This is a genomic window from Streptococcus parasanguinis (assembly GCF_032163505.1).
GTDB lineage: Bacteria > Bacillota > Bacilli > Lactobacillales > Streptococcaceae > Streptococcus > Streptococcus parasanguinis_V.
Map to the genome: position 1 here is coordinate 256,026 of NZ_CP134147.1, position 19,353 is coordinate 275,378.

Here is a 19,353-nt window from a genome sequence, read left to right on the forward strand (position 1 = left end):
CAAACTGATTTTTTACATCAAACAAACTAATGGATGCCTAAAAAATTAAAATTAGATACTTTTTAAGGCTCATTAAAAAATGCTTAGGAACTTTCCGCCGTGAGAAAAGTGCTAGAAACACGATTGTTTCTAGCACTCGGGAGTTTTGGAACTTTAGGTCCAAAACTAAGTCATGGAACTTCTTCGAAGTTCGCTGACGTCCGTACTCACCTAAGGAAAGTTTCTAAGATGACTTTGTCGACAAACCAAGAACTCCCATACCTTATGGTAATGGGAGTTCTTTTTCTATTTTCTTCTTTTTGGATCGGTTTGTTTAAAGATCAGGTATAAAATTCCGGCAGGCAGGAAGCAGAAGAGCCACATAACATCGAGTCCCTTGCTTTTACTGCTAGAGGTCGTTGTTTTAGACTCACTTACGGCCACTCCCGCTTTAATACTTGGAGATACCTGTTGCAAGCCGTTCTGAACGACTAGGCGGTTGTCTTCCAGTTTAAGGGCTGGCTTCGTCCCCTTCTTAACGGTCGCATAGAAGTCTTGCTTCAAGTGAATTGTCTTCCCGTCGATGGTATGATCGCCTGCAGAAAGGATTTTTTTATACTGGTAGTCTGCGAACATTTTCTCAGCCAAGGTATTCCCGATTTGATTGCGGTAACTTTCGGCGATCTCGACATCGTAGTTTCCAACCCCCAAAATGACTTCGATAATCCGCTGTTTCCCCCGCTTGGTTGTCGCGGTGTAGTTGTAGTCAGCAGTCGGGCTGGATCCAGTTTTGAGTCCATCTGTTCCTTTAAGGGCGAACTTTCCACCTTCGAGGGAAGTATTGTAGTTATCATAGCTTTGCTCGTAGGGGGTACCTTCCATGATGGTAGTATGAGCTTGCTTGGTGTATTCCAACATTTCTGGCAGGTCGTTTACGATGTGATAAGCCAGAATAGACATGTCCCGCGCTGTAATTTCGTTATTGGCATTGACATCGTAGCGCTGAGGATTGTAGTAGCCCTGAAGGACCGAAATCATCGCCCCATTTGGATTGTGCCATTTTGTATGGCTCATCCCCATTTCTTGTGCGTACTGATTCATTAAGTCCAAAAACTTATCGGGATCATTGTCAGTGACGGCGTTGGCGAGCATAATCACGGCCGCACTAGAAGATGGAACAAAGAGCATCTTGATCAATTCAGATACCTTGTAGTCAACACCAGCTACAATAGGTGAGTTACTTAACAGATTGTTTTCCGAGATGGCTTGGTCTGCCTCTGTTGCTGTGACCACGGTATCATATTTGATCTTGCCTTCCTTAAGGGCCCGAAAGACCACATAGGCACTCATGAGTTTGGCCATGCTTCCGGAGTCCCGGACCGTGTCGATATTGTCTCCGTACAAAATGGCTCCAGTATTGGCGTCGATGACGATGTCAGCCTTAGGCTTGTAAAAATCGTCCAATACCAGTCCAGCATCAGCTGCGATTTTCATGACATCTTCTTGCTGGTAGATGTCGTCCGCAAAGGCAGTGGAAATAGGGCCTAATGTCAAGACTCCTACAAGGAGGGACAAGAGGCTGTGTTTTAGTCGTTTGTGTAAATGTCTCACATAATTCATAGATTCCATTATATCATACAGGCCAGGGATTCAACTTGAAAAAATTTTAGAAAAAGTAGAAATTGAAAAAATAAAGGAAAAATAGAATAATTTCGCAGTAAAAGCGTTTACATTTCCCTAGAAAGTGCTATAATTTAAATTGAGTATAACATTTTTTACAATGAGGTGATTTATATGAACAAAGGGAAGGTACTCTTAGCTACCAGCGCTCTGCTTTTATCAGCTGGTGTACTGGCAGCCTGCTCAGGAGGGAAATCTAGTAGCTCTGGTGGTCAGACATTTAGCTATGTCTATACCCAGGATCCGGATACCTTAGACTACTCGATTTCCAATAAAAAATCGACTTCCGAGTTTACAGGAAATGCGATAGATGGCTTGTTGGAAGTGGACAAGTACGGGAACTTGATCCCATCGCTTGCTAAAGACTGGACTGTTTCCAAGGATGGCTTGACCTATACTTATAAACTCCGTAAAGGGGTCAAATGGATGACTTCTGAAGGGGAAGAATATGGAGGAGAGGTTAAGGCCCAAGACTTTGTGACAGGTCTCAAACACGCGGCAGATAAGAAATCACAAGCGATTTACTTGGTCCAAAAATCTGTCAAAGGTTTGGATGATTATGTTTCAGGGAAGACATCTGATTTCTCAACTGTTGGTGTGAAAGCTATTGACGATTACACCGTTCAATATACCTTGAGCCAACCAGAAAGTTTCTGGAATTCCAAGACTACGATGGGGATCTTGATGCCGGTCAATGAAGAATTCCTGAAATCTAAAGGAGATGACTATGGTCAAGGAACTTCTCCATCTAGTATCCTCTACTGCGGTCCTTATTTGATCAAATCTATCACTTCTAAATCTTCTGCGATATTGGAAAAGAACCCAACATACTGGGATGCGGATAATGTTAAGATCAGTAAAGTCAAGCTGACCTATTATGATGGACAAGACTCAGAATCCTTGATTCGTGGGTTTGATAACGGCGACTATACAGTTGCCCGTGTTTTCCCAAATGGTTCTAACTATAAGAGTGTAGAGAAGAAGCATAAGGACGACATTGTCTATACTGACCAAGGTTCCTCTACCTACAATCTTTCCTTCAACATTGACCGTCAGGCTTATGAAATCACAAAGAAGACCACGGATGCTCAAAAGACTTCAACTAAGAAAGCAATCTTAAATAAAGACTTCCGTCAAGCCATTATGTTTGCCTTCAACCGCAAGGCTTATGTAGCGCAAACTAACGGGGAAGCGGGTGCCAATAAGGTGATCCGTAATACCTTTACGCCACCAAACTTTGTCCAAATCGATGGCAAACAATTTGGTGATGCAGTAGAAAAAGACTTAGAAGCTTATGGGGATGAATGGAAAGGGGTCTCTGTCGCAGATGGAAAAGACACCCTCTACAATCCAACCAAGGCCAAAGAAGAGTTTGCCAAAGCCAAGGCAGATTTGCAGGCTCAAGGAGTTGAATTCCCAATTCATTTAGACCTTCCAACTTCTTCAACTTATACAGAAGGGATCAAACAAGCTCAATCCTTTAAACAGTCAGTTGAATCTACACTAGGAGCAGAAAATATTGTCATCGATTTGAATATGATTTCTGAAGATGATCTGCAACGGGTTACCTACTTTGCTGAAAGTGCTTCGCAACAAGACTGGGATTTGAACAATAACTTGGGTTGGGGACCAGACTATACGGACCCATCTTCTTACATCGATATCACTAGTGGTAAATCCGGCGAAAACGCCAATTCTTACTTTGGATTCGATGCTGGTACGGATAATGCAGCCGCAAAAGCAGCTGGTTTTGATGAATATGATCAATTGATCGAAGATGCGCACAATGAAACCAAAGATGTGAACAAGCGTTACGAAAAATATGCTGCCGCTCAAGCTTGGTTGACCGATAGTGCCCTCTTGATTCCGATTCATTCGGATGGAGCTTCTCCAGTCGTTCGTAAGACTGTACCATACTCTGCAGCCTTTGCTTGGACAGGCCACAAGGGTCAATCCTTCAACTATAAATATTTAGAAGTTCAAGACAAGGTCGTATCGGCTAAAGACTACGACAAAGCGCGTGATCAATGGAAGAAAGAAAAAGAAAAATCCAATAAAAAAGCGCAAGAAGAACTTGAAAAGCATGTGAAATAGACTTTTCTTGAAGAAAACAGGAAAGACAGGTCCCGTATGGGACCTGTCTTTTTCTTTGTCTGAACCTTTAAAAATCGCCTAAAAATGGTATAATAGGAGCATCACGAAAATTGGAGAGACGCTATGAGTTTTTACAATCATAAAGAAATCGAGCCTAAGTGGCAAAAATACTGGGCTGACCATCACACCTTTAAGACAGGAACAGATGCTTCAAAACCTAAGTTTTATGCATTGGACATGTTCCCTTATCCATCTGGAGCGGGTCTTCACGTAGGACACCCAGAAGGCTACACAGCAACAGATATCCTTAGCCGTTTCAAACGTGCGCAAGGTTACAATGTCCTTCACCCAATGGGATGGGATGCTTTTGGTTTGCCTGCTGAGCAATACGCTATGGATACAGGGAATGACCCAGCGGAATTCACAGCAGAAAACATCGCTAACTTCAAACGCCAAATCAATGCGCTTGGCTTCTCTTACGACTGGGACCGTGAAGTCAATACGACAGATCCAAACTACTACAAGTGGACGCAATGGATCTTCACTAAGCTTTACGAAAAAGGTTTGGCTTATGAAGCTGAAGTACCAGTAAACTGGGTTGAGGAACTAGGAACAGCTATCGCTAACGAAGAAGTTCTTCCAGATGGAACCTCTGAGCGTGGTGGCTATCCAGTTGTCCGCAAACCAATGCGCCAATGGATGCTTAAAATCACTGCCTATGCGGAACGTTTGCTCAACGACTTGGATGACCTTGACTGGCCAGAGTCTATCAAGGACATGCAACGCAACTGGATTGGTAAATCAACTGGTGCCAATGTCACCTTCAAAGTAAAAGGGACTGACAAGGAATTCACAGTCTTTACGACTCGTCCAGATACTCTTTTCGGTGCGACCTTCACTGTTTTGGCGCCTGAACATGAACTAGTAGATGACATCACGACACCTGAACAAGCTGAAGTTGTAGCGGACTACAAACACCAAGCTAGCCTTAAATCAGACTTAGCTCGTACTGACCTTGCTAAGGAAAAAACAGGGGTTTGGACTGGTGCTTATGCCATCAACCCTGTCAATGGTAAAGAAATCCCAATCTGGATTGCCGACTATGTTCTTTCTAGTTATGGAACAGGTGCCGTTATGGCCGTACCTGCCCACGATGAGCGTGACTGGGAATTTGCTAACCAGTTTGGTCTTCCAATCGTAGAAGTGCTGGAAGGTGGAAATGTAGCAGAAGCTGCCTATACTGAAGATGGACTTCACGTCAACTCTGACTTCCTAGATGGACTTAACAAAGAAGAAGCGATTGCTAAAATCGTGTCTTGGCTAGAAGAAAAAGGCTTTGGTCAAGAAAAGGTTACCTACCGTCTCCGCGACTGGCTCTTTAGCCGTCAACGTTACTGGGGTGAACCAATCCCAATCATTCATTGGGAAGATGGAACTTCAACAGCTGTTCCAGAAAGTGAACTCCCACTTGTCTTGCCAGTAACCAAGGACATTCGCCCTTCAGGTACTGGTGAAAGCCCATTGGCTAACTTGACAGACTGGCTGGAAGTCACCCGCGAAGATGGTGTCAAAGGTCGTCGTGAGACGAATACGATGCCACAATGGGCTGGTTCAAGCTGGTACTACCTCCGCTATATCGATCCACACAACACTGAGAAATTGGCTGACGAGGACCTCCTCAAACAATGGTTGCCAGTCGATATCTACGTAGGTGGTGCAGAACACGCTGTTCTTCACTTGCTTTACGCTCGTTTCTGGCATAAATTCCTCTATGACCTTGGTGTTGTACCGACTAAAGAGCCATTCCAAAAACTCTTTAACCAAGGAATGATCTTGGGAACTAGCTACCGTGACCACCGTGGAGCTCTTGTAGCGACTGACAAGGTTGAAAAACGTGATGGTTCCTTCTTCCATGTGGAAACAGGAGAAGAGTTGGAGCAAGCACCAGCTAAGATGTCTAAATCCCTCAAGAATGTGGTCAACCCAGACGATGTGGTGGAACAATACGGTGCCGATACCCTTCGTGTCTATGAAATGTTCATGGGACCACTTGACGCTTCCATCGCTTGGTCTGAAGAAGGATTGGAAGGAAGCCGTAAATTCCTCGACCGTGTTTACCGTTTGATTACAAGTAAAGAAATCGTTGCGGAAAACAATGGCGCTCTAGACAAGGTTTACAACGAAACTGTTAAAGCTGTTACAGAGCAAATCGAGTCTATGAAGTTCAACACAGCTATTGCCCAACTCATGGTCTTTGTCAATGCTGCCAACAAGGAAGACAAACTTTATGTAGACTACGCCAAAGGCTTTATCCAATTGATTGCCCCATTTGCGCCTCACTTAGCAGAAGAACTCTGGCAAACAGTCGCAGCAACCGGTGAGTCAATCTCTTACGTAGCTTGGCCAACATGGGACGAAAGCAAATTGATTGAAGACGAAATCGAAATCGTCGTTCAAATCAAAGGAAAAGTCCGTGCTAAACTCATGGTCGCAAAAGACCTGTCACGCGAAGAATTGCAAGAAGTCGCTCTGGCTGACGAAAAAGTCAAATCAGAGATTGATGGCAAAGAAATCGTGAAAGTGATTAGTGTCCCTAATAAACTCGTTAATATCGTTGTTAAATAACCAGTTTATTAGCCCTATCTGCCACCTTCAATAGTCCACTGGACTATTGAAGCCAACTAAATTGGTTAGTATCGTTGTGAAATAAAAATAAATCCTTCGGAGCTTAGCTCTGGAGGATTTTTGTGAAAAGGCAAAGAGTCGGTTTGAAAATAGTTGTTGGTTGGATGCGTGATATCAAAAAAGCTTCGGTAGGAAGAAACCTACCGAAGCTTTTTAACAAATTTCATTCTGCATTACAGTGAACATATGTAAAACTCAGTGTTGTTTTACAAGGAGTTTAAATGTTTCTCTTCTTCCAAGGAAAATGTTATTTCTATATCGAAATAGTTGACAGATGTAACGAACGGTGATACAATGACTGTGATATTTCGGTATAGAAATAAAAAGGAGACAAAATGGACAAGATGCAAGGGGGCTACCAAGCTTTACAGATACGCTTGTTGAACGGGCGACTTTTTCAAAAACTCTTGAGCAAGGAACCAGATGCCCAATACCGAAGTGAACAGGGGAAAATTTTAACGATTTTGTGGAAGCAAGAGTTGGGGTGCGCTACTGCGACCGATATCGCTCTTGCGACGGGTCTAGCCAATAATACATTGACCAGCATGGTTAAGAAATTGGAAGAACAAGGCTTGGTTACGATTCAACCTTGTACGCAGGATAAAAGGAAAAAATATATTTCTTTGACAGACCTCGGTTGGGCACAAAAGGAAATTGGGGATCGTGTTAGTAAGGAACTGGGTGAGATTTTCTATCAAGGATTTTCGGATCAAGAAATCCGAGAATTTGAGGAGTATCAAGAGCGCATTATCTCAAATCTAAAAGCTAAAGAGAATGACATCTAAGGAAAGGAAGTAACAGTTATGATTGGTATTACAGGGGTAACAGGGAAATTAGGTTCTTATGTGGCTAATCTTGCCTATAAGAAGGGAATCGCTTCAGTCCATCTAGCACGAAGCCCAGAGCGTGCAAAGATCAATGCGTCAGCGGAAATTCGTAAAATAGTGTATGCCAATACACCAGAGGTGGTTGAGGCCTTAAAGGGTATTGATATCTTGTTGATGGTTTCTGCTCGGGAAAATCCAGAGCGTGTCAAGGAACACAAGGACTTTTTAGATGCTGCAAAGCTAGCAGGAGTAGAGCATATCGTCTATACCTCCTTTTATGGGGCAGATGAGAAGGCAACTTTCACCTTGTCTCGAGATCATGCCCAGACGGAAGCCTATATCAAGGAGTTAGGGTTCACCTACACTTTTTTGAGAGATAATTTTTACTTGGACTTCCTGATTGATATGGCGCTTGAAAATGGAGAGATTCGTGGTCCTGCAGGCAGTGGTCTTGTGTCAGCTGTTGCCCGTAAGGACACATCTAGGGTTGCAGCAGAAATTCTTTTAAATCCTAAGGAGTGGGAAAATCAAACCTTGAATCTGACAGGGCCAGAGGATCTTTCCATGGAAGAAATCGTAGCGCTTCTCTCAAAAGAGACCGGTGACACCATCGCGTATGTGGATGAAACAGTAGAAGAAGCTTATGAGTCACGGAAAAAATGGCCAGCACAAACTTGGGAGTACGATGCCTGGGTCAGCACCTATACAGCGATTAAAGCTGGGGAACAAGCTGGGGTTTCAACAGATATCGAAAAAATTCTAGGACATCCGGCAAGTAGCCTATTGGATACTCTTAGAGACAGAAAACTTATTGAGGAAGAATATGATTGAATATAAAAATGTAGCCTTGCGCTACACGGATAAGGACATTTTAAAAGATGTCAATCTCCGTATTGAAGCTGGAGAATTTATGGTCCTCGTAGGCCCTTCAGGATCTGGAAAAACCACCATGATCAAGATGATTAACCGTCTTTTGGAGCCAACTGATGGCAATATCTATATGGATGGAAAACGCATCAAGGACTATGATGAACGCGAATTACGTCTTTCTACTGGTTATGTGCTTCAAGCCATTGCTCTATTTCCTAATTTGACAGTTGCGGAAAATATCGCTCTCATTCCTGAGATGAAGGGCTGGGGCAAGGAGCGAGTGGCTTCCAAAACAGTCGAACTTTTAGAAAAAGTAGGCCTTCCAGCTTCTGATTACGCTGATCGCAAACCCCATGAGCTGTCTGGTGGGGAGCAACAACGGATTGGGATTGTGCGGGCTATCATTGCAGAGCCGAGAATCTTACTCATGGACGAACCTTTTTCAGCCTTGGATGCCATCTCTCGCAAGCAGTTGCAGGCTCTTACCAAAGAATTGCACAAAGAATTCGGTATGACCACTATTTTTGTGACCCATGACACAGACGAGGCCTTGAAATTAGGCGATCGGATTGCGGTGCTACAAGAAGGAGAAATTGTGCAGGTGGCAGATTCTGAGACCATTCTAGCCCAGCCAGCTAACGACTTTGTGGCAGATTTATTTGGAGGTGCTCACCATGTCTAAACTACTTGCAACCTTTCAAGAACGTTTTGGAGACTGGCTCACTGCACTGGGGCAACATTTGCAACTGTCATTACTGACCTTACTCCTTGCGATTTTTCTGGCTGTCCCTCTGGCTATTTATTTAAGTACACGCAAGAGAGCCAGCAACTGGGTTTTACAGGTGGCTGGGATCTTCCAGACCATTCCTTCCATGGCCCTTTTGGGGCTCTTCATTCCCATCATGGGAATTGGAACACTTCCGGCCTTGACAGCTCTCGTCATCTATGCCATTTTCCCCATCCTCCAAAATACCATCACCGGTTTGCAGGGGATTGACCCAAGTCTTGAAGAAGCGGGAATCGCCTTTGGGATGACCAAGTGGGAGCGACTCAAGAAGTTTGAGATTCCCTTGGCCATGCCCGTCATCATGTCTGGGATTCGGACAGCAGCTGTGATGATTATCGGGACGGCTACCCTAGCTGCCTTGATTGGAGCAGGGGGACTCGGTTCCTTTATCCTTCTAGGGATTGACCGCAATAATGCCAGTCTGATTTTAATCGGTGCCCTGTCTTCTGCCTTCTTGGCCATCGCCTTTAACCTTCTTCTCAAATGGATGGAAAAGGCCAAATTGCGGACCATCTTTGCGGCTTTTGCGGTAATGGTTATCGGATTGGGAGCTAGCTATACACCAAGTCTTCTTCCCAAACCGGAAAAAGAAAACCTGGTTATTGCTGGGAAGTTGGGTCCTGAACCGGAAATTCTAGCCAATATGTACAAGATTTTGATCGAAGAAAACACGGACATGACAGTGACTGTTAAACCAAATTTTGGAAAAACCACCTTCCTCTTTGAAGCTCTGAAAAAAGGGGATATTGCTATCTATCCAGAGTTTACAGGGACCGTGACCGAAAGTCTCCTCAAGCCGGCGCCGCAAGTCGGCCATGATCCAGAAGCAGTCTATCGAGCGGCTCGAGATGGGATCAAGAAACAAGACGACCTGGCCTTGCTCAAACCCATGGCTTATCAGAATACCTATGCTGTCGCGGTGCCTAAGAAAATTGCCCAAGAGTATGGCCTCAAGACCATTTCAGATTTGAAAAAGGTGGAAGGACAACTCAAGGCAGGCTTTACCTTGGAGTTTAATGACCGAGAGGACGGGAACAAGGGCTTGCAGAAGGTTTACGGACTCCATCTACAAGTCTCCACCATGGAGCCAGCCCTTCGCTACCAGGCGATCCAGTCCGGTGACATCCAGATCACAGATGCTTACTCAACGGATGCCGAGCTGGCTCGCTATGACCTGGTGGTCCTTGAAGATGATAAGCAACTCTTCCCACCTTATCAAGGGGCGCCCCTCATGAAAGAAGCTCTTCTTAAGAAACATCCAGAATTGGAAGGCATTCTAAACAAGTTAGCTGGTAAAATCACAGCAGAGCAAATGAGCCAGATGAACTACCAAGTCGGAGTAGAAGGCAAGTCAGCTAATCAAGTGGCACGTGACTTTTTGGTAAAAGAAAGGGTTATTAAAAATTAACAAATAATTCTCAAGTCTTCGCACTTGAGGATTTTTTAATAGAAAGCAATTTTAACCCTTTCAGCAAGCTTTTGTTATAGAGGGGGAGACCTTCTCTTAAAAAACTCTCCATTGAGTCTGGCTTGAAATTGTGTTACAATAAGCCTTGAAGATGAATGAAAGAATATGGAAATAAGCATGAAAATAAGACCAGTGATTGGAATTACAGGAAATGAAAGACCCTTCCCAGATGATCCAGACGCGAACATGAGCTATGCGGCGACTGGTTTTGTCGAAGCGGTCAAAGAGGCAGGAGGGATTCCCTTGATCTTGCCGATTGGAGATGCGGCCTTGGCCAAAGACTACATATCGATGATTGATAAGCTCATCATCACCGGTGGACAAAATGTCTTGCCCAAGTTTTACGGAGAAGAAATCACCATCGACAGTGATGACTACCTCTTGAAACGCGATCTCTTTGAGTTGGCCTTGATTGAAGAAGCGCGTGCGGCTAAAAAAGCTATCTTTACCGTTTGCCGTGGGACCCAGCTCTATAATGTCGCTCTAGGGGGAACTCTGTATCAAGATATTGAACACCACTGGCAGGACAATCCAGGTCAGTACACCAGTCAAGAGTTGGTGACCAAGGATCAGACGGTCCTGCAAGAGATCTATGGTAAGACCAGTCGCATCAATTCTTTCCATCATCAAAGTATTAAAGACTTGGCAGATGGCTTAGAAGTAATCGCGCGGGATCCTAAAGATGACATCATAGAAGCCGTTCAATCCACAGATGAGAGCCGTTTCCTCGGAGTTCAGTGGCATCCAGAACTACGTTTTGACAAGAGCCCAGCAGATCGCAAGCTCTTTGAATATGTCGTGACTCAATTATAAAGAGGACCAGCTCCCTTAGGAATTTTTCCTAAGGGGCTTTTTCTTTAATCTGCGTAAGAAAGACTGTAAATTGTGCCTAGGTTTTGGAGGAGGATGCGCTACAATAGAGCTAGTAGAATGAGGAGGATTAGGACATGTATCAATTTCCAAAGGATTTTTTATGGGGGAGTTCGACCTCGGGGCCTCAAACAGAAGGACGTCTAGCCCAGGATGGAAAGGGAGACAATCTCTGGGATTACTGGTATAGGGTCGAGCCCAACCGCTTTTATCAAGGGCAAGGACCAGAGAAAACATCGACTTTTTATGAACACTGGGAAGAAGATCTGGACCTCTTGTTAGAAACCGGCCACACGGCCTTTCGAACCTCTATCCAGTGGTCACGTATTTTCCCAGAAGGACGAGGGGAGATCAATCAAGCAGGTGTTGATTTCTACCGCCGTGTCTTTGAAAAGATTAAAGAAAAAGGGATTCACCTCTTGGTCAACCTCTATCATTTTGATTTACCGATGGCTCTTCAAGAGCAAGGGGATGGTTGGGAAAAAAAAGAAACCGCCTATGCTTACCAGGAATATGCGCGTTTTTGTTTCAAGACCTATGGAGATCTGGTCGATCAGTGGATCACCTTTAATGAACCTATTGTCCCTGTAGAATTTGGTTATTTTTATGATGCCCATTTTCCTCATAAGGTAGACGCAGCAGCAGCTGTTAAAGTAGCCTACCACACCCAGCTAGCAAGCTCTCTAGCAGTTAAGGCCTGTCATGAGGTGGATCCTAATTACCGTATCGGGATTGTGCTCAATTTGACACCAGCCTATCCTCGGAGCCAGCATCCAGAAGATGTGAAAGCTGCGCGTATTGCCGAGCTCTTTCAAGCCAAATCTTTTTTAGATCCATCTGTTCTTGGTCATTATCCTGAAGAATTAGTGGAGATCCTACGGGAGCGCGATCTCTTACCGGATTATGATCCCTTTGAATTGCGCTTGATCGAGGAAAATACGGTGGATTACCTAGGGGTTAACTATTACCAACCACTCCGTGTGGCGGCTCCTCGTTATGCTCCAAATCCAGCATCTCCCCTACTCTTTGAACAATTTTATGAACCCTATGTCATGCCAGGTCGCAAGATCAATCCCCACCGAGGTTGGGAAATCTATGAGCAAGGCTTGTATGACATTGCCCAAAATATCAAGGAAAACTATGGCAATATCGAGTGGATCCTGACCGAAAACGGGATGGGAGTTGAAGGAGAGGAAAAATTTCGCAAGGATGGAGTGATCCAAGACGATTACCGGATTGACTTTGTCAAAGACCATCTTCGCGAGCTCCACCGGGCTATTCAAGATGGTGCCAACTGTAAAGGCTATCTGATCTGGACCTTTATTGACTGCTGGTCATGGCTCAATGGCTACAAGAACCGCTATGGTTTAGTTGAGTTGGAGCTCGAAAGTCAAAAACGAACCCTCAAAAAATCTGGTCATTGGTTCCGTAAGTTGAGTCAGCGGAATGGATTTGAAGAGTAGAAAAAGCAACCTATCAACCAAGATGTTGATAGGTTTTTCTTAACCCTCCCTTAACTAGACCAATTTTCTTGAATTTCCTAGTTGACAAACTGGAAGAAACATTGTATACTGACTCCGCTGGTTGCTTTTTGGTCAAATTAGACTAGACCAATTTTAAAGTAACTGAGAAATCGACCATGGGTCGTTTGACTAAGTAAAGGGGAAAGTATAGCAAGGCTATATCGTAAAAACTATGTGCGGAATCGTTGGTGTTGTAGGAAATACAAATGCTACTGATATTTTGATTCAAGGACTTGAAAAACTCGAATACCGAGGCTATGACTCTGCGGGTGTTTTTCTGGCTAGTGAAGGCAAGAGCCAATTGGTAAAGGCAGTTGGCCGTATTGCAGAATTGTCAACTAAGGCGGAAGGTGTCGAAGGGACAGCTGGGATTGGACATACCCGTTGGGCCACTCATGGAAAACCAACTGAGGACAATGCTCACCCACACCGCTCTGAAACAGGTCGCTTTGTGTTGGTCCACAATGGGGTGATTGAAAACTACCTTGAAATCAAGGAAGAATACCTAGCCGGTCACCATTTCAAGGGGCAAACAGATACAGAAATCGCCGCCCACTTGATCGGAAAATTTGCTGAAGAAGATGGCTTGTCTACGCTCGAAGCCTTCAAAAAAGCCCTCCACATCATCCGTGGGGCCTATGCTTTTGCTTTGATGGATGCGGAAGATCCAAGCACCATCTATGTGGCAAAAAATAAATCACCACTCTTGATCGGTCTTGGCGATGGTTACAATATGGTCTGCTCTGATGCCATGGCCATGATTCGTGAAACCAACCAATACATGGAAATCCATGACCAAGAGTTGGTCATTGTCAAGGCTGATAGCGTTGAAGTGCAAGACTATGATGGAAACGTCAAAGAACGGGCTAGCTACACGGCTGAACTTGACCTTTCTGATATTGGAAAAGGGACTTACCCATACTACATGCTCAAGGAAATCGATGAGCAACCAACTGTCATGCGTAAGTTGATCCAAGCCTATACAGATGAATCTGGTCAAGTAGTAGTAGACCCAGCTATTATCAAGGCTGTTCAAGAAGCAGACCGCATCTATATCCTTGCGGCTGGTACCTCTTACCATGCTGGATTTGCGTCTAAAAAAATGTTGGAAGAGTTGACGGATACCCCAGTAGAACTCGGTATTTCATCTGAGTGGGGGTATGGTATGCCACTTCTCAGCAAGAAACCACTCTTCATCTTTATCAGCCAATCTGGTGAAACAGCCGATAGCCGCCAAGTATTGGTCAAAGCCAATGAAATGGGCATTCCAAGCTTGACAGTGACCAATGTTCCAGGTTCAACTCTTTCACGTGAAGCAGACATGACCATGTTGCTCCATGCTGGTCCTGAAATTGCGGTAGCTTCTTCTAAGGCTTATACGGCTCAAATCGCAGCCCTTGCCTTTCTGGCGAAAGCTGTTGGGGAAGCTAATGGCAATGAGAAGGCCAAAGCCTTTGATTTGGTGCACGAATTGTCTATCGTTGCCCAATCGATCGAATCAACCCTTTCAGAAAAAGAAGTGATCGATGAAAAAGTTCGTGGCTTGTTGGAAACAACCCGCAATGCTTTCTATATCGGACGTGGCCAAGATTACTATGTTGCCATGGAAGCCAGTCTGAAATTAAAAGAAATTTCTTACATCCAATGTGAAGGCTTCGCTGCGGGTGAGTTGAAACACGGTACCATCGCTCTGATCGAAGAGGGTACACCGGTCATCGCCCTCTTGTCAGATCCAGTCCTAGCCAGCCACACACGTGGGAACATCCAAGAAGTGGCAGCACGTGGGGCCCATGTTTTAACCATTGCAGAAGAAAATGTCGCTAAAGAGACAGATGATTTGGTCTTGACAGCGGTTCACCCTTACCTCTCTCCAATCTCAATGGTGGTGCCAACCCAATTGATTGCCTACTTTGCAACCCTTCATCGTGGGCTCGATGTTGATAAACCACGAAACCTTGCTAAGTCTGTAACCGTTGAATAAAATTATCTATATAGAAAAAAACATCCTCGTTAGGTTTTTCCTAGCGAGGATGTTTGCTTTATTTGTCAAAACCTTGCAAGGCTTTGAGGCGTTCTTCTGTTTGTCCCTTGGCATCTAGTTTTTTACCTTGGTAAACAGCAGATTCCCATGATCCATACATTGGATTTGGGAAGATGATGAATTTTTCACCAAATTCTTTTTGCAATTCGTCCAATTTCTTGTCGCGATCAGCTTCAGAGGTCTTGGAAAAATCTGCAAAGTCAACCAGGTTGTCCCCGAAGAGCAAGACAAGATTGGTCTTTTCTTGTACAGCTTGGCGACGGCCTTCTTTTGATTTGACGCCATCTTCTAAGAACATGAGGTGGTCACGTCCTTGAACAGGAATGCCTTCTTTTTCAAGGTTCTTGATGGTATCATCTACTTGAGAGGTTGTACGGTCAGAAATGTAGTAGATTTGAACCCCGTTTTGATCCGCATATTGAAGAAAATCTTTGGCACCTGGCACCGCTTTTGCGGCTGCTTTTTTCACCCAAACATCCCAATCTTTAGGATTGAAGGCCGTACCATCTTTGACGTTTTGAACTTGGTAAGGGCTGTTGTCTAAAACAGTTTCGTCCAAATCCAAGACGATGGAATAAGGCTTATCAGAAGGAGTTTGGAGGATCTCTTTCAAACGGTCAGTAGCGACATTGTAGCCTTGTAAATACAAAGCCTTGGTTTCTGCTGCCTTTTGGTACCAGAGAACAGACATGGTATTTTCTTGTGAGCGCTGCTGATCATAGGTCATCGTCACCTGATTTTTAGTGCTACTTGCTTTTGTCTCTTGCGTTTTAGTGGTGTTGCTTCCACAACTCGTCAGTAAAATGACAGAAGCAAGAGCAGAAACGATGGTAAAGGTGGTTTTTGTTGTTTTCATAAACCGTACACTCCTTAAAATTATTCTATAAAAATTATACTCCTTTCAATCTTGCCTGACAAGAAAGAGAAGAAGGTGTCTAGGAATCGGTGAAAAGAAAAAAGAAGGAAAAACGCTGCTATGAAAGGTTTCTTCGCCTCAACATATGCTATTTTTTCCTTTAAAAGAAGGGATATAGTTTTCTGCTATAACCGGATCAAGAAAAGATCAAAGCATCCCTTTTCTTCTAAAATGAAACAATAAAGAAAGATACTCGCAAGTCCCTATTTTCAAGGGCTTGCGTTTTTTTGATGCCTTTCTCAATAAAGAAATTTTAAGGCCTTGATAGGGAAAATATATTAGTCAGCTACTTTTTGAGGTGATATCATGGTTACAAATTCCAGAAGGAAAGCAGTCAGTCTTTCTGTTGGAGAAATATTGAGGAGGATGTACAGTATGAGTAAAAAAGAATTGGTTCTTCGTGCCATTCGAGGCGAAACAGTAGAGCGAATCCCTGTAGGATTTTGGCTCCATTATGTGACCCAAGAAGAAAAAGAATTGGGTCTAGACAATCCGGCTGTAGTAGAAAAAAGTATTAAGGGCCACCAACACTATGTAGAAGAAATTTCACCTGATTTTGTCAAGATCATGAGTGATGGCTTCTTCCGCTATCCGAGTGCTCTTTATTCGAGAGAGATCCAATCGATCCGAGAATTGAAGGATATTCAACCGATTGGAGAGCATCATCCATGGATTGAAAAACAAATCGAGGTGGTCAAGGAAATTTGTTCTCATTTCCATGAAGAGATTGCTTCTTTCTACAATATCTTCTCGCCCATTTCTTATTTGAAACGCTGGTTCCGTACGGACCAATCTCGTGGAGACCAAGTGATTGCAGACTTTATCAAGGAAGATCCAGAAACTTTAGCTCATGTCCTTGACGTGATTGCAGGAGACATCGCTACTTTAAGTCGTCGCTTGATCCAAGAAGCAGGTATTGAAGGTATTTACTTTTCAACCCAGCAGATCCAAGATGAGCGTGTGACAGATGAAGAATACCGCAAGTTCATTGAGCCTAGCAGCATCGCTGTCCTAGAAGCAGCCAATGAAGCTGGAGGCATCAATATCCTTCATATTTGTGGTTTTGAAGGGGCCAGCAATGAAGTGGAGCTCTTCAAGGATTATCCAGCTCAAGTCATTAACTGGGCGACCCATCATGAAGGTCTGAGCCTAGCCGCAGGTCGTAAACTTTTCGGCGATCGTGCCGTTTTGGGTGGCTTTGTCAACGGCAAAAAAGGCTTGCTCTATCAAGGGGAACGAGAAGCTATTGAGCAAGAAACGCGTCGCTTGGTGGCTGAAGCCGGAAGTCGTGGTTTGATCCTTGGAGCAGACTGTACCGTACCAGATGATTTCCAATTGGAACGCTTAGATTGGGTGCGTCAAGCAGCTGTATTGTAAGAAGAAAGGAGAGGGAGATGAAAAAGATCAGTGGATGGTGCATCCTGGTAACCGTTTTGTTTTTGCTTTTAGGGCTTAGTAAAGTCGCTCTTGCAAGTAGTCAGGGGAAAGCAAAGAAAGATCCAGATATGGCAAGACTGGAGAAAATTCCAGCCCATAGTCTCTCCCTCCTTCGCCCGTCTGATCTAGCAGGAATTCTTCTTCTCGAAGATCAGTGATAAAAAAAGATGAAGAGCTTGATAAAAAATATATATTAGTCAAAGCATCATTGAAGTGATAAGATAACAAACAAGAAAAGATAGAACGAGGTAAGAACATGTCATCAAAAAGAGAATTAGTGTTAAAAGCTTTCAAAGGAGAAGCAGTTGACCGTGTGCCAGTTGGATTTTGGCATCATTTTACAACAGAAGAAGAATGGTTGAAAGGATTTTCTAATCCGGAAATTATTGAAAAAAACCTCAATGGCCATAAAAACTTCCTTCACAAGGTCAAACCAGACTTTGTCAAACTCATGAGTGATGGTTACTTTGCTTATCCAAACCCAGCCATTCACAAAGGCCTTGAAAATATCTCTGACTTAGCAGGGATTGAACCACTCGGAGCAGATCATCCATGGATCACAGAGCAAGTAGAGCTGGTTAAAAAAATCCGTGCCGGTTTTGAAGAAGACATTGTGGCTATCTACAATATCTTTGCTCCGGTGACCTACTTCAAATGGTTGGTCGGAGAAGTTTCAGGAGGAGATGACTTGATCGCAAACTTCATCGATCAAGATGCAGCAACTCTTAAAAAAGTATTGGATACAATTGGCCAAGACATTGCAAGTTTGAGCCAACGAATTATTAAAGAAGCAGGAGCAGACGGGATCTACCTCAGTGTTCAAAGTATCCAAGATGCGCGAGTTACACAAGAAGTTTATAAAAACATTATTGCACCGAGTGAACTCCATGTCTTAGAGGCAGCCAATGAAGCCGGTGGCGTAAATATTCTTCATATCTGTGGCTACGAAGGAGCCCGCAATGATATCCATCTCTTCACAGACTACCCAGCCCAAGTCATTAACTGGGCAGTCGGACCAGAAGGCATCAGCCTAGCAGAAGGACGCGAAATCTTCGGTGGACGCACGGTTCTTGGTGGTTTTGAAAATGGCAAAAATGGTCTTCTCTACACAGGAGACAAGGTTGCGATCCAAGCAGAAACCAAACGCATCATCGCAGAAACAGGAACCACAGGCTTGGTCATTGGTGCCGATTGTACGATTCCAAGTGACATTGATGAAGAACGAATCGAATGGGTTCGTGAAGCTGCAGCAGAATAAGGAAAATAGAAAAAGGGAGAACAAAGTATGAGTAAAAAAACATGGATTATCGGTGGGGTGGCAGTTCTTGCCATTGCAGGTGCAACCATTCTTGGACGGAGCTTGAACCATGCAAACGACAGCAAAGGCTCAACAGGATCTAACAAGGTAACAACCTTGAAAGTAGCCCACACTCAAAACTATGTACCGTATGATTTCGTTGATGAAAAAGGAGAATCAGATGGCTATGAAGTAGCCGTTCTCAAAGCCATTGACGAAAAACTACCAGACTACAAGTTTGAGTACACTGGAACAAGTGATGACGATCTCTTGATCGGTCTAGAATCTGGTAAATACGATATCGGAACCAAAGGAGCTTGGTATACCGAAGAACGTGCCAAGAAATTTATCATTCCAAAAGAACCAATCGGTGCAAGTATCATCGGATTTACCGTCCGGAAAGAAGATGCGAATAAATACAAGAACATCGATGACTTCGCTAAAGAAAAAGGAAAATTGGTTCCAATTTCACCACAAAATGCACAATGGAATGTTATTAAAGAATACAATGAAAAGCATAAGGACCAACAAATCGAATTAACAGCTGCGGAATCTTTCAAAGTCGCAGATGCTTATGCTTGGGTTCTTGAAGGACGTTACGATGCCTTCTTTGACATCAAACTTTCCTTTGAAAAAGCTGTCACAGATAAAGATGGTTCTTACCACCAATATGCGGACAAACTTAGCTGGTTTGCCTACAAAGGAATTCCAACTTACCCATTGATCCATAAGGATAAGAAAAACGAAAAATTTGCGGAAGCATACAGCAAGGCTATCAAAGAATTGGAAAAAGATGGGACACTTGCTAAATTGTCGAAAAAATATTTCGGTGAAGATGTCTTCAGTTATGTAGATAAAGAGAAATAAGATGGAACTGGG

At 43.8% G+C, this 19,353-nt stretch carries 15 protein-coding genes; 13 read left to right on the plus strand and 2 right to left on the minus strand.

All coding sequences use genetic code 11. The annotated features are described in order from the left end of the window. Window positions 1-285: 285 nt before the first annotated feature. Window positions 286-1,608: a DUF1958 domain-containing protein gene (locus RIN70_RS01470; RefSeq protein ID WP_080674710.1), complete on the minus strand. Its 1,323-nt coding sequence runs from the start codon at window positions 1,606-1,608 to the stop codon at window positions 286-288. Window positions 1,609-1,773: 165 nt separating this feature from the next. On the opposite strand from RIN70_RS01470, the gene RIN70_RS01475 reads away from it, so the two are divergent. The 9 genes from RIN70_RS01475 to glmS all read left to right on the plus strand — a co-directional run bounded on the left by RIN70_RS01475 (window position 1,774) and on the right by glmS (window position 14,764). Continuing rightward, window positions 1,774-3,753, plus strand: a complete 1,980-nt coding sequence (locus RIN70_RS01475) for a peptide ABC transporter substrate-binding protein (RefSeq protein WP_313790622.1) — start codon at window positions 1,774-1,776, stop codon at window positions 3,751-3,753. 123 nt (window positions 3,754-3,876) lie between these two features. Beyond that, on the plus strand, window positions 3,877-6,378 hold the full coding sequence (leuS, locus tag RIN70_RS01480; protein ID WP_195623504.1) for a leucine--tRNA ligase: 2,502 nt from the start codon (window positions 3,877-3,879) through the stop codon (window positions 6,376-6,378). 395 nt (window positions 6,379-6,773) lie between these two features. Then, on the plus strand, window positions 6,774-7,223 hold the full coding sequence (locus RIN70_RS01485; protein WP_070674725.1) for a MarR family winged helix-turn-helix transcriptional regulator: 450 nt from the start codon (window positions 6,774-6,776) through the stop codon (window positions 7,221-7,223). A gap of 18 nt (window positions 7,224-7,241) precedes the next feature. Further along, a complete protein-coding gene (locus RIN70_RS01490) occupies window positions 7,242-8,096 on the plus strand; it encodes an SDR family oxidoreductase (RefSeq protein ID WP_070674728.1) in 855 nt (284 codons plus the stop codon). Further along, window positions 8,089-8,817, plus strand: a complete 729-nt coding sequence (locus RIN70_RS01495; protein ID WP_070674731.1) for an ABC transporter ATP-binding protein — start codon at window positions 8,089-8,091, stop codon at window positions 8,815-8,817. The genes RIN70_RS01490 and RIN70_RS01495 overlap by 8 nt, the downstream gene beginning before the upstream one ends. Beyond that, complete coding sequence (locus tag RIN70_RS01500; RefSeq protein ID WP_070674734.1) at window positions 8,810-10,330, plus strand: ABC transporter permease/substrate-binding protein; 1,521 nt, start codon at window positions 8,810-8,812, stop codon at window positions 10,328-10,330. Before RIN70_RS01495 ends, RIN70_RS01500 begins: the two co-directional genes overlap by 8 nt. A gap of 177 nt (window positions 10,331-10,507) precedes the next feature. Further along, window positions 10,508-11,203: a gamma-glutamyl-gamma-aminobutyrate hydrolase family protein gene (locus RIN70_RS01505; protein WP_021154354.1), complete on the plus strand. Its 696-nt coding sequence runs from the start codon at window positions 10,508-10,510 to the stop codon at window positions 11,201-11,203. Window positions 11,204-11,337: 134 nt separating this feature from the next. After that, window positions 11,338-12,723 (plus strand): glycoside hydrolase family 1 protein, encoded by a 1,386-nt coding sequence (locus tag RIN70_RS01510; protein ID WP_155169346.1) that lies wholly within the window; start codon window positions 11,338-11,340, stop codon window positions 12,721-12,723. A gap of 232 nt (window positions 12,724-12,955) precedes the next feature. Beyond that, window positions 12,956-14,764: a glutamine--fructose-6-phosphate transaminase (isomerizing) gene (glmS, locus tag RIN70_RS01515; protein ID WP_155169344.1), complete on the plus strand. Its 1,809-nt coding sequence runs from the start codon at window positions 12,956-12,958 to the stop codon at window positions 14,762-14,764. A 58-nt stretch (window positions 14,765-14,822) separates the two neighbouring features. Here glmS and RIN70_RS01520 read toward each other — a convergent pair whose 3' ends face one another. Further along, window positions 14,823-15,680: a 5'-nucleotidase, lipoprotein e(P4) family gene (locus RIN70_RS01520; protein ID WP_003004374.1), complete on the minus strand. Its 858-nt coding sequence runs from the start codon at window positions 15,678-15,680 to the stop codon at window positions 14,823-14,825. A gap of 435 nt (window positions 15,681-16,115) precedes the next feature. Between RIN70_RS01520 and RIN70_RS01525 the strand changes: the two genes are divergently transcribed. The 4 genes from RIN70_RS01525 (at window position 16,116) to RIN70_RS01540 (ending at window position 19,341) form a co-directional block, all read left to right on the plus strand. Then, window positions 16,116-17,117 carry a uroporphyrinogen decarboxylase family protein gene (locus RIN70_RS01525; protein ID WP_023919550.1) on the plus strand — a complete coding sequence of 334 codons (1,002 nt, stop codon included), beginning with the start codon at window positions 16,116-16,118 and terminating at the stop codon, window positions 17,115-17,117. 17 nt (window positions 17,118-17,134) lie between these two features. Beyond that, window positions 17,135-17,335, plus strand: coding sequence for a hypothetical protein (locus RIN70_RS01530; protein WP_070674749.1), 201 nt, complete (start codon window positions 17,135-17,137; stop codon window positions 17,333-17,335). Between the two features lie 98 nt (window positions 17,336-17,433). After that, window positions 17,434-18,435: a uroporphyrinogen decarboxylase family protein gene (locus RIN70_RS01535; protein WP_247919804.1), complete on the plus strand. Its 1,002-nt coding sequence runs from the start codon at window positions 17,434-17,436 to the stop codon at window positions 18,433-18,435. A gap of 27 nt (window positions 18,436-18,462) precedes the next feature. After that, a complete protein-coding gene (locus RIN70_RS01540) occupies window positions 18,463-19,341 on the plus strand; it encodes a transporter substrate-binding domain-containing protein (RefSeq protein ID WP_003004175.1) in 879 nt (292 codons plus the stop codon). The last annotated feature ends 12 nt before the right edge of the window (window positions 19,342-19,353 follow it).

Coding starts and splice junctions, on each gene's coding strand:
- RIN70_RS01535 (WP_247919804.1), top strand. CDS start 17,434: ATGTCATCAAAAAGAGAATTAGTGTTAAAAGCTTTCAAAGGAGAAGCA.
- RIN70_RS01540 (WP_003004175.1), top strand. CDS start 18,463: ATGAGTAAAAAAACATGGATTATCGGTGGGGTGGCAGTTCTTGCCATT.
- RIN70_RS01525 (WP_023919550.1), top strand. CDS start 16,116: ATGAGTAAAAAAGAATTGGTTCTTCGTGCCATTCGAGGCGAAACAGTA.
- RIN70_RS01475 (WP_313790622.1), top strand. CDS start 1,774: ATGAACAAAGGGAAGGTACTCTTAGCTACCAGCGCTCTGCTTTTATCA.
- RIN70_RS01495 (WP_070674731.1), top strand. CDS start 8,089: ATGATTGAATATAAAAATGTAGCCTTGCGCTACACGGATAAGGACATT.
- RIN70_RS01485 (WP_070674725.1), top strand. CDS start 6,774: ATGGACAAGATGCAAGGGGGCTACCAAGCTTTACAGATACGCTTGTTG.
- glmS (WP_155169344.1), top strand. CDS start 12,956: ATGTGCGGAATCGTTGGTGTTGTAGGAAATACAAATGCTACTGATATT.
- leuS (WP_195623504.1), top strand. CDS start 3,877: ATGAGTTTTTACAATCATAAAGAAATCGAGCCTAAGTGGCAAAAATAC.
- RIN70_RS01500 (WP_070674734.1), top strand. CDS start 8,810: ATGTCTAAACTACTTGCAACCTTTCAAGAACGTTTTGGAGACTGGCTC.
- RIN70_RS01470 (WP_080674710.1), bottom strand. CDS start 1,608: ATGGAATCTATGAATTATGTGAGACATTTACACAAACGACTAAAACAC.
- RIN70_RS01505 (WP_021154354.1), top strand. CDS start 10,508: ATGAAAATAAGACCAGTGATTGGAATTACAGGAAATGAAAGACCCTTC.
- RIN70_RS01510 (WP_155169346.1), top strand. CDS start 11,338: ATGTATCAATTTCCAAAGGATTTTTTATGGGGGAGTTCGACCTCGGGG.
- RIN70_RS01520 (WP_003004374.1), bottom strand. CDS start 15,680: ATGAAAACAACAAAAACCACCTTTACCATCGTTTCTGCTCTTGCTTCT.
- RIN70_RS01490 (WP_070674728.1), top strand. CDS start 7,242: ATGATTGGTATTACAGGGGTAACAGGGAAATTAGGTTCTTATGTGGCT.
- RIN70_RS01530 (WP_070674749.1), top strand. CDS start 17,135: ATGAAAAAGATCAGTGGATGGTGCATCCTGGTAACCGTTTTGTTTTTG.